The 15,352-nt window shown below is 66.0% G+C and carries 13 protein-coding genes and 1 tRNA gene; 5 read left to right on the top strand and 9 right to left on the bottom strand.

Going from position 1 to position 15,352, the window contains the following annotated elements; translation table 11 throughout:
• The first annotated feature begins 41 nt into the window (after positions 1-41).
• The 5 genes from HMPREF2681_RS03380 to pth all read left to right on the top strand — a co-directional run bounded on the left by HMPREF2681_RS03380 (position 42) and on the right by pth (position 4,304).
• Positions 42-112: transfer RNA gene (locus HMPREF2681_RS03380), tRNA-Gln, on the top strand.
• Positions 113-199: 87 nt separating this feature from the next.
• On the top strand, positions 200-1,690 hold the full coding sequence (gene glmU, locus HMPREF2681_RS03375; protein WP_048733948.1) for a bifunctional UDP-N-acetylglucosamine diphosphorylase/glucosamine-1-phosphate N-acetyltransferase GlmU: 1,491 nt from the start codon (positions 200-202) through the stop codon (positions 1,688-1,690).
• Positions 1,691-1,697: 7 nt separating this feature from the next.
• Positions 1,698-2,675, top strand: coding sequence for a ribose-phosphate diphosphokinase (locus HMPREF2681_RS03370; RefSeq protein WP_016423206.1), 978 nt, complete (start codon positions 1,698-1,700; stop codon positions 2,673-2,675).
• A gap of 250 nt (positions 2,676-2,925) precedes the next feature.
• A complete protein-coding gene (locus tag HMPREF2681_RS03365; protein WP_038626221.1) occupies positions 2,926-3,567 on the top strand; it encodes a 50S ribosomal protein L25/general stress protein Ctc in 642 nt (213 codons plus the stop codon).
• A 128-nt stretch (positions 3,568-3,695) separates the two neighbouring features.
• Entirely contained in the window at positions 3,696-4,304 is a 609-nt protein-coding gene (gene pth, locus HMPREF2681_RS03360; RefSeq protein ID WP_049172234.1) for an aminoacyl-tRNA hydrolase, read from the top strand.
• A gap of 180 nt (positions 4,305-4,484) precedes the next feature.
• On the opposite strand, the gene HMPREF2681_RS03355 is transcribed toward pth, so the two are convergent.
• The 9 genes from HMPREF2681_RS03355 to HMPREF2681_RS03310 all read right to left on the bottom strand — a co-directional run bounded on the left by HMPREF2681_RS03355 (position 4,485) and on the right by HMPREF2681_RS03310 (position 15,140).
• Positions 4,485-6,218 carry an ABC transporter ATP-binding protein gene (locus HMPREF2681_RS03355; protein WP_016423209.1) on the bottom strand — a complete coding sequence of 578 codons (1,734 nt, stop codon included), beginning with the start codon at positions 6,216-6,218 and terminating at the stop codon, positions 4,485-4,487.
• On the bottom strand, positions 6,215-7,993 hold the full coding sequence (locus HMPREF2681_RS03350) for an ABC transporter ATP-binding protein (protein ID WP_049172230.1): 1,779 nt from the start codon (positions 7,991-7,993) through the stop codon (positions 6,215-6,217). The genes HMPREF2681_RS03355 and HMPREF2681_RS03350 overlap by 4 nt, the downstream gene beginning before the upstream one ends.
• The gene (locus tag HMPREF2681_RS03345) at positions 7,990-8,601 is read right to left on the bottom strand and encodes a class I SAM-dependent methyltransferase (protein WP_246822700.1); all 612 of its coding nucleotides are present in this window, start codon (positions 8,599-8,601) and stop codon (positions 7,990-7,992) included. The genes HMPREF2681_RS03350 and HMPREF2681_RS03345 overlap by 4 nt, the downstream gene beginning before the upstream one ends.
• The gene (locus HMPREF2681_RS03340; RefSeq protein WP_070438221.1) at positions 8,598-9,335 is read right to left on the bottom strand and encodes an ABC transporter permease; all 738 of its coding nucleotides are present in this window, start codon (positions 9,333-9,335) and stop codon (positions 8,598-8,600) included. Before HMPREF2681_RS03340 ends, HMPREF2681_RS03345 begins: the two co-directional genes overlap by 4 nt.
• Positions 9,332-10,084: an ABC transporter permease gene (locus tag HMPREF2681_RS03335; RefSeq protein WP_070438218.1), complete on the bottom strand. Its 753-nt coding sequence runs from the start codon at positions 10,082-10,084 to the stop codon at positions 9,332-9,334. The genes HMPREF2681_RS03340 and HMPREF2681_RS03335 overlap by 4 nt, the downstream gene beginning before the upstream one ends.
• A complete protein-coding gene (locus tag HMPREF2681_RS03330; RefSeq protein ID WP_070438215.1) occupies positions 10,081-11,124 on the bottom strand; it encodes an ABC transporter ATP-binding protein in 1,044 nt (347 codons plus the stop codon). The genes HMPREF2681_RS03335 and HMPREF2681_RS03330 overlap by 4 nt, the downstream gene beginning before the upstream one ends.
• A gap of 211 nt (positions 11,125-11,335) precedes the next feature.
• On the bottom strand, positions 11,336-12,076 hold the full coding sequence (locus HMPREF2681_RS03320; protein WP_070438210.1) for an AMP-binding protein: 741 nt from the start codon (positions 12,074-12,076) through the stop codon (positions 11,336-11,338).
• Between the two features lie 173 nt (positions 12,077-12,249).
• Positions 12,250-14,451, bottom strand: a complete 2,202-nt coding sequence (locus tag HMPREF2681_RS03315) for an ATP-binding cassette domain-containing protein (protein WP_224783743.1) — start codon at positions 14,449-14,451, stop codon at positions 12,250-12,252.
• 107 nt (positions 14,452-14,558) lie between these two features.
• The gene (locus tag HMPREF2681_RS03310; protein WP_224783742.1) at positions 14,559-15,140 is read right to left on the bottom strand and encodes an ECF transporter S component; all 582 of its coding nucleotides are present in this window, start codon (positions 15,138-15,140) and stop codon (positions 14,559-14,561) included.
• Between the last annotated feature and the right edge of the window lie 212 nt (positions 15,141-15,352).

Raw genomic sequence — 15,352 nt, 5'->3', positions numbered from 1 at the left:
CAGCGTCGAATCAGCCATGCAATTTTTCGCGTTTGCCCCATTCTCCCATGGTGTAATGGCAACACTCCGGTTTTTGGTACCGGCATTCTAGGTTCGAGTCCTGGTGGGAGAGCAAGCGGGGGGCCGGCCCCTTAATTAAGAAGTGACTTTTCGCCCCGCCGTGACCGTGATGCACCCTGACCGAGGAGTAGCAAGTTTCATGTCAAACGGTTCGGCCACCGCTGTGGTCATTCTCGCCGCGGGTCAAGGCACCCGAATGAAATCCGATACGCCGAAAATGCTGCACGCTATCGGCGGTCGTACCATGTTGGAGCACGCGCTCTATGCCGCCAAGGGCATTAATCCGGATGAGATTGCTGTTGTCGTTGGCCACCAGCGCGAAAAGGTAATCGACGCCATCGGGACTTGGGCTTCGGATACCGAGCACTCCAACGGTGTCGTCATTGCCCACCAGGACGAGCAAAACGGTACCGGCCACGCTGTTCAGTGCGCGCTGGAGCACCCCGAGCTACAGAACTTCGATGGCACCATCCTGGTAACCACTTCCGATGTTCCGCTGCTGGATTCCGAAGCGCTCCAGGCACTGCTCGAAGAGCACAACCGCAAGCCACGCGCTGCCGTGACTGTGCTGACCTCCACTGCTGACAACCCGCACGGCTACGGCCGCATCGTTCGCAACGCCGACGGCGAAGTTCTGCGCATCGTGGAGGAAAAGGATGCCTCCGACGAGGAACGCGAGATTACCGAGGTCAACTCCGGTGTCTACGCATTTGATGCCGAGACCCTGGCAAACGCTCTCAAGCAGCTGGACACCAACAATGCCCAGGGCGAGCTCTACCTCACCGATGTCATCGGCATCGCCCGTGAGGCCGACCGCTCAGTACGCGGTCACCGCCTCGCCGATGCCACCGTCGTCGCCGGTGTCAATGACCGCGTCCAGCTGGCTACCCTTGGCCGCGAACTCAACCGTCGCACCTGCGAGGCAGCTATGCGCGGGGGCGCCACTATCGTCGACCCGGACACCACGTGGATTGACGTTGAGGTGGAAGTCGGCCGCGACGTCACGATTCTGCCGGGCACGCAGCTGCACGGCAAGACCGTGATTGGCGACGGGGCCACCGTGGGACCGGACACGACACTGACCAACATGGTCGTCGGCAAGCGCGCCAGCGTCGTACGTACACACGGTTCCGATTCGGAGATCGGCGAGGATGCGACGGTCGGACCGTTCACCTACATTCGCCCGAACACCAAACTCGGTGTCGGCGCGAAGCTCGGCGGCTTCGTAGAAGCGAAGAACGCGCAGATCGGAAACGGTTCGAAGGTTCCGCACCTGACCTACGTCGGCGATGCGGAGATTGGCGAGCACTCCAACATTGGTGCCTCCAGCGTGTTCGTGAACTACGACGGTGTCAACAAGCACCGCACTGTTATCGGCTCGCATGTTCGCACCGGCTCCGACACCATGTTCATCGCTCCGGTGACCGTGGGTGATGGTGCGTACTCAGGTGCAGGTACTGTTATTAAGGACGACGTTCCTCCGGGAGCATTGGCGGTCAGTGGTGGCCGTCAGCGCAACATCGAGGGATGGGTCGAGCGGAAGCGTCCAGGTACCGCTGCTGCTGAGGCAGCGCAGGCGGCGCAGGTAGCTGACAACGCTGACAACAACAAGGAAGACCAGGAAGGCTAGACGGCAGATGACCGGCCAGTGGATCGATAACCAAAAGAACCTCATGCTCTTCTCCGGAAGGGCACACCCGGAATTGGGCGAGGCAGTTGCCAAGGAGCTCGGCACAGAGCTGACTCCGATGACCGCTCGTGATTTTGCCAACGGCGAAATCTTCGTGCGCTACGAGGAATCCGTCCGCGGTTCCGATGCCTTCGTACTGCAGGCGCACCCGGCACCGCTGAACAAGTGGCTCATCGAGCAGCTGATTATGATTGACGCGCTCAAGCGCGGTTCAGCCAAGCGCATCACCGCTATCCTGCCGTTCTTCCCATACGCCCGCCAGGACAAGAAGCACCGTGGCCGTGAGCCGATTTCCGCTCGCCTGGTCGCTGATCTGCTCAAGACCGCAGGCGCTGACCGCATCGTCTCCGTGGATCTCCACACCGACCAGATTCAGGGCTTCTTCGACGGCCCGGTCGATCACATGCACGCCATGCCGATTCTGTCGGAGTACATCAAGAAGAACTACTCCCTGGACAACCTGGTCGTGGTCTCCCCTGACGCCGGCCGTGTGAAGGTTTCCGAGAAGTGGGCCAACACCCTGGGCGACGCCCCGCTGGCCTTCATTCACAAGACCCGTTCCGTCGATGTCGCAAACCAGGTTGTCGCCAACCGCGTGGTCGGCGAGGTCTCCGGTAAGACCTGTCTGCTCATCGACGACATGATTGACACCGGCGGCACCATCGCCGGCGCTGTCAAGGTGCTGCGTGAGGCTGGCGCTGAGGATGTCATCATCGCTACCACGCACGGCGTCTTCTCCGACCCAGCTCGCGAGCGCCTGTCGAAGTGCGGTGCCCGCGAGGTCATCACCACCGATACCTTGCCGCAGTCCACCGAGGGCTGGGACAACCTGACCGTCCTGCCAATCGCACCACTGCTGGCTAAGACGATCCACGAGATCTTCGAAAACGGTTCCGTCACCACCCTCTTCGAGGGTCAGGCATAAGTTCTTTCCGCTTGCCGACGGGCACCCCGCCGCGACCAGCAACCTAGTTTTGCTGGTGGTGGCGGGGTTTGCTGTTTGACCTGTTAGTCCACTACAATTTCTCCGGTAAGTCTCGGCGAGGGCGGCCACAGTAGGTGGTTGCCGTTATCGACGCGACGCTCGCAGCCCAACTTTTGCGCCCACGGTGGCATGGATGCGGCACGTGCTCGACTCGACGACTCAATATCGAATCGTTTAGGAGCCCATTTTCATGGCAAAGCCCAACATCATCAAGATTGATGCTCGTAACCGCACCGAGTTCGGCAAGGGTGCCGCTCGCCGTGCCCGCGTTGCTGGCGACATCCCGGTTGTCATCTACGGCGCTGACCTGGATGCCCCGAAGCACATCCTCGTTGACACTCTGGATTTCCACGCTGTCATCCGTAACCACGGTGTCAACGCTGTTCTGGACGTCAACATCGAGGGTGAGTCCCAGCTGTCCATGGTCAAGGCTGTTGACCAGAACCCGCTGACCCTCGACATCGACCACGCTGACCTGCTCGCCATTCACCGTGACGAGAAGGTTGAGGTTGAGGTTCCGGTCGTTCCGACTGGCGAGCTCGCTCCGGGCGCCCTGCTCATGCAGGATGCCGAGACCATTCTGGTCAACGCACCGGTTCTGGCTATTCCGGAAGAGATCGAGGTCTCCGTCGAGGGTGCAGAGGTCGGCACCATGGTTCACGCCGGCGACGTTACCCTGCCGGAGGGCCTGGTCCTCACCGACGACGCTGACCTTCTCATCTTCAACATTGTCGAGCCGGAGGAAGAGCCGGCTGGTGACGTCGATGCCGACATCGAGGGCATGGGCGAGGCTGAGACCCCGGATGAGCCAGCTGAGGAATCCGCTGAGTAATTATGAACTCGCAGGCCTAGCTACCACAGCTAAGTAAAAAAAGGGACGGACACTCTGGTCCGTCCCTTTTTTGTTCTTGAAACTCCCCGAAGCCAACAGACCGCGCGCTGTGTGCCAAGATTGAACTCATGAACGCCTCCACCACACCTTTGCTTGTCGTGGGGCTCGGCAACCCTGGGCCCAAATATGAACTCACCCGCCATAACGTCGGGCATCTGGTGCTAGATGAACTAGCCAGCCGCACTTCTCCGATGCCGTCGTCGTTTAGCGTGCACAAGAAGTCGAATGCTGAGATAGTCCAGACTCGGTTCAAGACTTCCGACGGTGGCGAGCGGCAGGTGATTCTGGCTAAGCCCCGGACGTACATGAACCTGTCGGGTGGACCGGTCGCGGCGCTGACAAAGTTCTTCAACGTCGCACCTACCGACGTCGTGGTAGTCCACGATGAGCTGGACCTGGACCCGGGCGTGGTGCGCCTCAAGCGCGGCGGGGGCGAGAATGGCCACAATGGCCTGCGCTCGACCACGAAGTCGTTGGGCACGAAGGACTACATGCGCGTGCGCATTGGCATTGGCCGTCCTCCGGGCCGCCAAGATCCGGCGGACTACGTGCTGCGTAACTTCAATGCTAAGGAACGCGAGGAGCTCGCTTTCACTCTGCCCACTGCGGCGGAGGCGGTGGAGCTAATCGCCAGCCACGGGCTGGAGATTGCGCAGAACCAGATTCACGGGCGGTAGCAGAAGCGGGAGGGGGGGGCTATTTTCACGTTCCCGGGAGCTTCAGTCTTTACAGCTCGTCGGTGTTCGTGCTGCTCGGCGTTTTCGTCGGCGTTTTCGCTCTGTCCACCGAGCGCCTGGCGGTGGGATTCGGGAAGCTGCGGCAGGGCGCCCGTGAGGGCATCGACCAGGTGATGAGGATCAGGCGCCCGAGGAGCTCCCCGTCCGGCACGCCCACGACTCGGCGTAGCGGCCGCCCTTCGCCAGCAATTCATCGTGCGTGCCCCGTTCTGCGACCGTCCCGTCCTCCGAAAGCACGACGATGAGGTCGGCATCGCGAACGGTGTGCAGGCGATGGGCGACGACAATCACGGTGCGATCGCCGCGCAACGCCTCCATCGTGCCGACGATCGCCCGCTCAGTGGCCGCATCCAGCGAGGACGTCGGCTCGTCGAGAAGCACCACCGGGGAATCCTTCAGAAGCGCCCGGGCGATGGCGAGGCGCTGCCGCTCGCCTCCCGACAGCAGCGTCCCCTCCTCCCCCACCGGGGTATCCCACCCGGAAGGCAGCAGCTCCACGATGCGGTCCACCCCGGAACGCCGGGCGGCCTCGCGCAAGCGATCCCCGTCACCGGGCTCGGAACCGAATCCGGGATCGGCGAAGACCACGTTGTCCCGCACGGACGCGTCGAAAAGGAACGTCTCCTGGAACACCGGGGTCACCAGCGAGTTCACGCCGTCGGTGCCAATCCGAGGCAAGGGTACCCCGCCGATGAGGACCTCCCCCGAGTCCGGATCATGAAAACGCGACAGCAGCCGCATGACCGTCGTCTTGCCCGCCCCCGACGGTCCCACTACGGCAACCAGCGCTCCCTGAGGGGCACGGAAGCTGACGCCGTCGAGAACCTTCTTATCCCCGTACCCGAAGCTCACGTCGCGGAACTCTACGTCATGCCCGTCGGGCAGCTCCGGTGCGGCAGGTTCGGGAAGGGCGGGGATTGCCCGCAGGTCACGCAACGCAGCCAACGTGTTGCGGCCCGCACCGAAACCGCCGGACAACGCTCCCGCCGTGGTGATCGGTCCGGTGAACTGGACGACCACGATGAGCATCGGCGCCAAATGCGCCGGCGCCATCCCGCCCGTCGCGGCGACTGCCACGGCGACTATCACCGCCGCCGTGAACACCGCATGGACGACCGAACCCAGCCGTCCGATGGCCGCCCCCTGCGTCGACGTCGCCTTCGCGAACGCATCGTGTTGGGCCCGGATTGCCTCATCCACCATCGCGTCCGCCGCCGAACCGTCGCCCGCGGCGCGAATCGCCTGCTGGCAGCGGGTGAACTCGATCAGCCTGCCGGAGACGGCAGCGACGGCGTCAGCATGCGCTTCGTCCGACTCCCCGCCGACGCGACCAATGGCCCGGTAGGCGAAGAAGATCACCGGCGCCGACGCGACGAGAACCAAACCGACGCGCCAATCCACCGCCAGAATTCCGAAGGCGATGACGGTCGGCGCAACCGCCGCGGCGATGACAGGCCGCAGGATCACGTGCGGCACGGACGCCGCGAACGCGATACCCGACGATGCCATCTCCGAAAAGCGGCCGGCCGTGGACTTGGTGACGTACCCGAGTGGCAACGTCAGCACGCGTTCGCCCAGAGAACGCAGTAGGGACGACAGCACCGCTGCGGAATTCGCCCTGCCGACCGTCCCCGCGGCGAGAGACAGCACCGCATGGGCGGCCGCGAGGCCGGCGATGACGCCGGTGAAACGCCACGCCGTCGCATCATCTCCCTCGGCCAGAGCCGACAGCAGCGGCAGCAGCGCGACGAACGCCGCTCCCTGAGCCAGCGCGGCAAGCGCGGCCAACGCAATGAGCCACGCCAGCGTCATTCTCGAGCGCCGATCCGTCATCGACCACAAGTCCCGAATCATCGGTTCCCCGCCTTTTCATCGTCTAATTCAGTGCCCCGCGGGGCGGATGGTTCGTCGTCGAGCGCGAACGCGCGCCACAAATCCCGGTAGCGGCCACCGCGCGCAAGCAACTCGTCGTGGGTACCCGCCTCCGCGACCGCTCCCCCGTCGAGAACGAGGATGCGGTCGGCGTTGCGGATCGTGCTCAACCTGTGCGCGATCACAATCACCGTCCGTGAACGGGCCAAACGCTCGATTGCGGACTGGATGAGGGCCTCGGAAGCCGGATCCGCGTAAGCGGTTGCCTCGTCGAAGATGAGCACCGGCGCGTCCGTGACGATCGACCTCGCGATGGCCACGCGCTGCGCCTCACCACCGGAAAAGGTCACGTCGACGTTGACCACCGAATCCAGGCCCTTCGGCAGCGCCGCGATGACCGCATCGAGGTTCGCGAGCTTCGCGGCCGCCATGATTTCGCCGTCGGTGGCGTCTCTCCTGGCCAGCCGGATGTTCTCCCGCAACGGCAGCGTGAGCAACTGCGGATCTTGGAACACCACCGACACCGAGCGGTGCACGTCACGCACGGCGATGTCGCGAAGATCGGCGCCGCCCAGCAGCACCGAGCCTTCAACGGGGTCGTAGAAACGCGCCAACAGCCGGGCGACGGTGGACTTTCCGGAACCGGAGGACCCCACCAGCGCAGTGAGGGTCCCCGGTTCGAACGTCGCGGACATCCCGTCGAGGACCCGCGGCCCATCGCCGTAGGAGAAGACCAGGTTCCGGGCCTCGAGCGCGCCTCCGCGCGCGGGCACCGGATCGGCGGGCTCGACGATCGGCGGCGTGCCCAGCACCTCCGCGATGGACTTCAGGGCAGCGATCCCCGCGATGATGGGTTCGGAGTTCATGGCCACCCGCACGATCGCCGCGGAGAGTCCAAGGCCGAGAACCAGCCCGGCGACGAGCCCCTCCGGTAGGCCGCCCGCGGCGTCCCTCAGAGCGAGGCCGGCCCCGCACACCACTGCGAGGACTGTGATCGGGGACGTCACCACGTCGATGACCCCGAGATAGATGTTCGACTGCCGGGACCAGGCAGACCACGCACGGACGAACGACAGCGCCGCGGCATCGTAGCGACCCGCGCCCTGGTTGGCGCGTCCGAAGGACTTCATCACTGAGATACCTCGCACCAACTCGATGACCGCGGCCGTCACTCCTTCGGAGGCTCGCTCGTAGTCGCGCTGAAGACCGGCTCCGCGCGAAATCATCACGCCCATCAGGGCGAAGGTGACCAGCACCGGGACGACCGCCACCGCCGCAATCCGCCAATCCACCGCAACGAGCGCGATGAGGGAAAGCATGGGAACCAGCACCGCCACCACGGTCTCACCGACGGTGTGGCCCATGAGCTGGTGGATAGCCGCGACGTCCTTCTCAACCGACCCGATGATTCCCGACGAGCGCCGGGCGTCCAGCCAGCCCAGCGGCAACTTCCGGATTTGGGCGACCAGCCGGCGCCGAAGGTGGAGCTGCAGGTCGTTATCCGCCCGGTGCGAGAGCATGCCGGCGGCGCCGTCCGCGGCCATGCGCACCGTTGCGGCGACGACGATGATAGCCACGGCCAACCACGTCCGATGCTCCGGGGCCTCCGGGTACGTCATCGCGATGTCGATGATGCCGACCAGAGAAGCGACGGTAGCCACCGACGACAGGACGGATAACGCGACCACCGCACGCATCCGTGTCCGGATCGGGGCGAGCAGTGACCACGGGCCTACAGTCCCGTCCACGGCGCTCACTTGCCCGCCTCCCCGATTGCGCTTTTCTTCGTGAGAGTACAGAAGTACACCATGCCGGCGTGTGAGGCTCCGCCCAGCTTCAGCCCGTTGGCTTCGGCGAGGTCCTCGAGCTCGCTGTCCCGGAACACCCGGTGGCCCATCTTCGCCATGATGGCCATGTCGACCCGCTCGTTCACGTCGGGATCCTCGGCGAACGTCTGCACGTAAGCGATGCCGTCGTCGGCGAGCAGCCCGGCGACCCTGCCGAGCGCGGCACCCGCATCCTTCATTTGGTGGAGCGCGCCGCACACCCAGATTTCATCGGCCCCGCCGGTCTCTCCCGCGAGCGGCGCGAGGACGTCGGCGACGTGGAATTCCGTCCGGGCCCCGAGCCCTTCGACGGCGGCGGCGTCCATCGGTTCACGCGCATAGCGGCTGAGGAACCTCGGCTGGACCTTGTCCTGGTAGGCCGCGAGGAGTCTGCGGTTGTTCTGGACGATCTGGGCAATCGACTTCATCTGGTTCTGTCTCCGGGGTGTGTGGGCCGCGTCCACGCGGCGGTTTCGGGTTAGGTGCTCGGGTTCGCGGGCCGTCGTCGGCGGCGATGCCCCCGTGGACGTGCCCGTCATGCAGACTCCCCCGGCCTCGTTTTCACGGCGATGCCCCACGCCGCGAGCACGGCGATGCCTAAGAACCAGGCCGCGCAGACCACCAGACCCGCAGCCCCGGTGCCGTTGACGGCCTCGCCGGCCGCGGATACGGGGGTGTGCCCGGCGATTCCGCGCAGGAGAGGACGGAAGTGGTCGGCGGGCATGAGCACCGTGTTGACGAACATCGCAACGATGATTAACGGGATGAGGGCCACGGAGCCCTGGGGGCTGGTGATGGAGAACGCGATGTACGTGCCGGTGCATGCGGCCGCCGCGGCAACCATCGCGCCGGTCATCGCGATCCTCCACCACCAGGACGCCTCAGGGGGGCTGTCGGAAAGCAAGGCGGCCACCGCCACGACGACGGCCGTCATCGCCATGATCCGGATAAACTCGGCGATGATCCGTGCGGCCGGCACGGCCGCGTACGGCGCCGGCATGGTGATCAACCGCTCGTGGAGGCCATTGCTGCGTTCAACGAACACGGTGGACGATCCCGTGATGGCCAGGATGAATGCCCACGCCGTCACGACCAGGATGACCGCGTTCGGGAGTTCGAACTCTCCGGTGAGCTGCCTGACCAGGCCACCGAACATGCGGTTGACGATGAACAGGTACACGAGCGGAGCAATGAACGTCATGAACCAGAAGTCGGGGCGCCGCAGCCAAATGTGGGCAATGCGCCGCAGATGCACGAAGATGGGGCCGATCATGATTCGCTCCTCGAGGTGAACCGGCGGATGAACAGGACGATTCCGGCGACCGCCGCGACACCGAGCCACAGGGCGGCCTCTTCCCCGGCGCGATCCGGGAAGGCGTCCGGGGACGCCGCCCTAATCACCTCGATCACCGGCGAAAAAGGCATGTGGCGCACGACGTCGCGAAGGGAGCCGTCCAAAGCGGTCGCCGGAATGAACGCGGTGGAGAACATGAGCAGCAGCATTTCCAGCGCCTGGATCGATGAGGCCGTCGACACCGGGGCGGGCACCATCAGGATCACCCCGTCCGTGACCAGGGACAGGACCGCCGCGGCGAGCAGCGACCACAGGACAGTCCACGCGACGTCACCGATAGCCATGTCGAGGCCGCAGGACCACGCGACGACCAGCAGCGCCGCGATCGACGCGGACATCCGCAGCACATCGGTGGCGAGCCTGCCGGCGACATAGCCGCCTGTGGCCCCGGGCAACACGCGCACGCGGTCAACGAGCCCGGACTCGACGTCCTGTCCCACCGCCATCGCCGACGCCGCGGCGGTGAACATCGCCGCCTGGAACAGGCAGCCGCCGAGCACGAAACGCAGGTACCCGAAGCCGGATTGCCCCGCCGAGTACCCAAACACCGCGTACAGGCACAGCAGGAAGAGCGGCGGAACTACGAACATGGAGATCAGCGACGCGGTGTTGCGTCGCAACAGCAGCAGATCCCGACGGAGAAACGCCGCGACCGACGTCGCACTCATCGCGCCGCACCCCCTGCGTTCATCGATATGAACACCTCGTTGAGGGTGGGCGGCGACACGCTCAGCGAATCCGGCGACGCTTCCGAGGCCTCCATCGCCTGCGCCACCGCCTCGAGGACCCGCGGTCCGGGGTCGACGTCGAGGGACACCGACTTCCCCGCGACGCGGGCGCCGTCCAGGCACGTTCCCCCGAGGCAGCGGGCGAACGCCTCCGCCTCGGCGGCGGTGGCAAAGGACACGCGGAGCACGTGCGACCCGAAGTCGCGGCGCAATTCCTCCGGCGTTCCGCTGGCGACGATGCGGCGATCCTTGAGCAGATGGACGTGGTCTGCCAGCGCCTCCGCCTCTTCCAGGTACTGGGTGGTCAGCACCAGGGTCATTCCGTCGTCCCGCAGTTGCCGGATGAAGCCCCACAGCTCTTCGCGGCTGACCGGGTCCAGCCCCGTCGTGGGTTCGTCGAGGAACAGCAGCCTGGGCACGACGCACAGCGACGCGGCGATGTCGAGGCGGCGCCGCATGCCACCCGAATAGGCCGACGCCAGCGTCGAGGCACTGTCCGCGAGCGAGAATTGCGCGAGCAGTTCCGTCGCGCGGGCGGCCGCGGCGGCGCGGTCGAGTCCGCGCAGCCGCCCGAAGAACTCCAGGTTCTCCCGGCCGGTGAGGTTCTCGTCGATCGCCGCGAATTGGCCGGTGGTGGCAATGTCAGCGCGCACGCCCGCCGGGTCCTCTTTCACATCGCGCGAGAAGATGCTCACCTCGCCGGAGTCGGCGGTGATGAGCGTCGACAGGATTCGGATGAGGGTGGTCTTGCCTGCACCGTTGTGGCCGAGGAACGACACGATCGCCCCGGTGGGCACGGTGAAACTCACGCCGTCGAGCACATGCTTGCGCATCCGGGCACCGCGCTTTCCCTTGCGGCCGCCGGCCGGCGGGGCACCTGCCCCGCCTTCGGGCGGGGTGCCCGCTTTGCCCGCAATCGGGTAGCTCTTCGTGAGGTCGCGGACGACAATCGCCGCACCTCGTTCAGCTTGATCCGTCATCGTTTCCCCTTTCCTTTGGTATCGCAGTGGGCCGCTGTCGGCAGCGGCCCCGTGGTCGGGTTGTCATGCGGCACCTCGATATGGATGCCAGCATCGCGGGCGAAGGCGAGGACCGGTTCGAGGAGCCGGGGGTGGCCGACGAGATCCCGGCACCCCGGCGCGACCGGCTTCCCCGCGACCGCCACAACGGTGGCGGCAGCAATCGCCGCGGTCATTTTGTAGGAACCCGGGCCGGTCGCCCGGACGACGGTCGTTTCGGCCGGTGCCTGGTCACGGCCTCGAACCACCTCGGGGGATCGGCGACCACCTCGGAAACCGGCAGCAACACCTGGTCGTAACCACAAAAAAGGGCGTAGACGTGGAAGCCGATCAGCGAAAGGTTGTGGGTCAAAGGTAGCCACGTGAGCATCTTGTTCTCGTACCGGTGTGCGTGGCGTGGGATCGTCGCGCGCAGACCGTTCAGCACGGACTCGTTGGTTACGATGACGCCCTTTGGCGATCCCGTGGAGCCGGACGAAAACTGGATAAGGGCTTCGCCGGCCGTCCCACCTCGCACCGGGAACGCGGGGACCGCCCCGGAGCCATCCCCGGAATCCACGTCCCCCGCCTGAGAGAAGTCCGATTCAGCATCACCCGGCATCGCCGCACCCGGTTCCGCGGCAGCGTCATTGACGATGGACACGTCGAGCAGCCGGTCCTCGCCCACGACCACGGCACCGTTTGCGCCGGTGAGCAGCGTGTGACTGCGTTCGTCGACCAGGATCGGGGCCCCGGGCATCATGTCCGAGAGCGTCCGCACCCTGTCGACGTCAACCGGGCCCGCCACCGCCTCCGCATGGACCCGGCCATACGGGACGAAGACGTCCCGCCGATTCTCGACGAAGGTGATCCCCTTTTTCGTCTCATCGGCCTTGTCCCGAAGCACGTCGCTGATGGTCCGGATCGTGTTCATTGGTACCTCTTTCGGTTGTCGGCGCCATGCCGGTGCCGGGCGGACCGGGCCGCATGGCGTGACCCGGCGGATGTGTCTGAAGGGTTGAAAGGGTGACGAAACTGGGTGGGGCGCGTCTCCGCACAAGCTCGGAAACGCTCGCGGGCCCGGGACCCGCCGGTTCCGGGTGCCCGTCAAGTCACTGCGGACACCAGGGCGGCGACGAAGGCCGCGGCGGACGCTGCGGCCACGAACCCGTCACGCACTCGCCAGGGGTAATCGGTGCGGAAGGTGCGCCGCGGATGGCGGCCGAAGTTGCGCATCGCCAGGGTCAGGGACAGCTTTTCGGCGCAGCGCACGGCGCTGACGAACAGGGGAAAGGCGATGCGCGCGGGCGTCGTCGCGCGGATGAAGCCGGAGCGGAAAGACTGCCCCGGTCGCATTGAGCGCAATCTAATCGCCCATGTCAGATGGGGGATTTCGCTGCGCAGGAACGCCGCGATGCTCACCCCGGAAATCGCTATGGTGCACCATGTGTAGGGCACCCGGAGGCGTTGCACCATGGCGTCGAAAAGCTCCTCGACGCGCATGCACGCGGAGACCAGGACCGTCCCCGCGAACACGGCCGTCAGCAGCAGTCCGTGATGGATGCCGTGGCGGACGGCCTCCGCCGCATCCCCACCTCCGTAGAACTCGGAGCGCCACCCGAGCAGGCCGAAGAACACCCCGATTAACAGGACGAGAAGGACCTTCCCCGCCGTCGCCCGAACGTCGCGTTCCGCGATCGCAGCGAGTGCGAGGAACGCGACCACCGTCAGGGCGAGAACGGCGTCTCCGCCGTAGAGCAGCCCGGCGACGAGGACGAGCATCACCGCCGCGACAATCGTGATGGCGTTCAACCCCGCGCGCCTTCGAGCGGCGGATCCACTGGTCCAGGGGCTTTCGTCCAAGGACGTCCGTGCGCCGGCCGCGGGCAGTGCACGATCCCGCCGGGACGACTCCGGGGAAGCCGGCACGTCGGCTGCGGGACCGGACCAGGCGACCTTCCCTTCGGCGACGATGCTCGCCCGATCCGCCCACGTTCGCGCGGCACGGCGGTCGTGGCACGTGAACACAACGGTTCCGCCGGCCCCGGCGTATTCCGCTAGGGCATCCAGTACGATGCGCGAGCTCGGCGAATCCAGGTGCGCCAACGGCTCGTCGAGAAGCAGCAAACGGCGATTGGCCGCCACCGCCAGGAAGATGCCCAACCGTCTTTTCTGTCCGCCCGACAGGACGAACGGCGAGACGGGGTCAAGTGCCCGGGGGCACAGGGCTTCCCGCAGTTTCCGCAGCTCATCGGCGCCGAGTGGTCCGTGCGGGTCCGTGCCGGCCAGCGCGGAGTCGATTTCCGCGGCGACGGTCGCGCGGGTGAACTGGTGCTCGGGGTTCTGGAACGCCAACGACGCGAAGGCGTCGGGCACGCGCCGGGCGGACGCGCCGTCAATCCGGAGGTCCGCTCCCGCCGTCATCTGGCCCGACAGCACCGCCAGCAAGGTGGACTTACCGGCTCCGTTGGCACCGACTAGGGCATGAATCTCGCCCCGTTCCAGTGTCAGATCGGCCCCGTTCAGGATCCTCTCCCCGCCTCGGGCCACGTGGGTTCCGGTCAAGGCCAGCAGTGGAACGGCATCCGCCTCCGATTCCGGATCGGGACGGTCCGGCGCCCCCGTGCCCGGCGTACTGGCGTCCGGCGTTCCGGCGGTCGCGGCCGTCGTCGCAATGCCCTTCACCGCGATGCCATCCGGCGCTCCGTGGGCGGCGACGCTCCCGTCCGCATCGAGGACCGTCACCGTGTCGACCCACCCGTCGAACGGGCGGAGGTCGTGCTCGATGAGCAGGATAACGCGCCCCGGGGCCCGCAAATCACGGATGGCGGCGAACAGCGACCGGCGACCGTCCTCGTCGACGTGGGCCGCGGGCTCGTCGAAGATCATGACCTCCGGCGCCCTGGCCACCGCACCGGCGATGGCCATCCGCTGGCGTTGCCCGCCCGACAAAGCCCACGGATCCTTCTCCGCGAGCTCTGACAGCCCGACCTCCGATAGAGCCTCGGCTGATCGCTTGGCGACGATACCGGCTTCCACGAGGGAAAACTCGAGGGCCATGGCCACGTCATCGACGACTCGGAGCGTGAGCACCTGCGTCGCCGGGTCTTGCCCGACGAAGGTGACCCGGTCCCCGTCCACGGGGCGTTCGGTGCCGTCGGCATCGATGATGTGCACGAATCCGGCATGGTCGATGGGGATGTGCGAGGGGATCAGTCCAGCGATGAGGTGGGCCAGGCTCGTCTTTCCGCATCCCACGGGTCCCGTGATGGCGTTGATCGTGCCGAAATCGAAGGAGAGATCCACCATGTCGGGTGCCCATCGCCCATCGGCGTGCCGCACACCTGCACCACTAACCCGTAACCGGGCCGGGGCCGTCCCGCGTGTCGCACCGGCGCACGCGGGTGCTCCGCCGGTCACCGGGTGACCCCGCGGCTGCGAAGCCCCTTTGCGACGGCAAAGCCCAGGACCAAAAACACCAAGCTCGATGCCAAGGCTACGGCGAAGCTGATCAGGGTCATGGGCGTGGTCGGCGAGTCGACGCCGACTGCGCGCGGGGCCATCGTTCCCATCAGCGCGGAGAACAACATCGCCGAGGCCACGAACTGGGGACGCGTCCACCGCCGGTACAGGGTGACCATGAACGGAAGCTCGATGAGCAATCCTTCCATAATCAGCGCCCCGATTGCGGCGACGCCGAACGGGGTGGTCGCCGCGGACACGACGCCCATGGCAAGGCACGCGATGAGGCTCGCGCCAAGCTTGCGGACGACGATGAGGGGAACAACGCACTGCAGGAACCACAACCCGAGCGTCGCCGCGACGAGATAAACGTGGGCGATGCCGGCGAACACCTGCAGGTAGGTCAGGGGCACGATGATGAGAGACCCCGCAACGCCGATCGCGGCGGCGACGAGCATGTCGCGGGTGGATGGTCGGCCACCCGCTGCGACCGGTGCGACGTGCACCAACCGCCCGTCATCCGTCTGCGACGCCACCGCGTCCCCGACTCCCTCTCCGGAGAGGGGCTCTCCGGTCGATCCACGTTTTCCGTTCATCGTCGCCGCCTCGCTTCCGTTGCCGGTTCCCGATCGGGAACACCACCTAAAACAGCCTTAGGTTAGGCAATGCTTATCGCCTTACGCAAGGCTAAATTCACTGAAATTACCCCCTCCCCCGTTACCGTGATGGTGCCCCCTCACGGGGCGCG

The sequence above is a fragment of the Corynebacterium sp. HMSC064H12 genome, from assembly GCF_001809925.1.
GTDB lineage: Bacteria > Actinomycetota > Actinomycetes > Mycobacteriales > Mycobacteriaceae > Corynebacterium > Corynebacterium jeikeium_D.
This window is presented reverse-complemented; position numbering and strand designations above follow the sequence as displayed.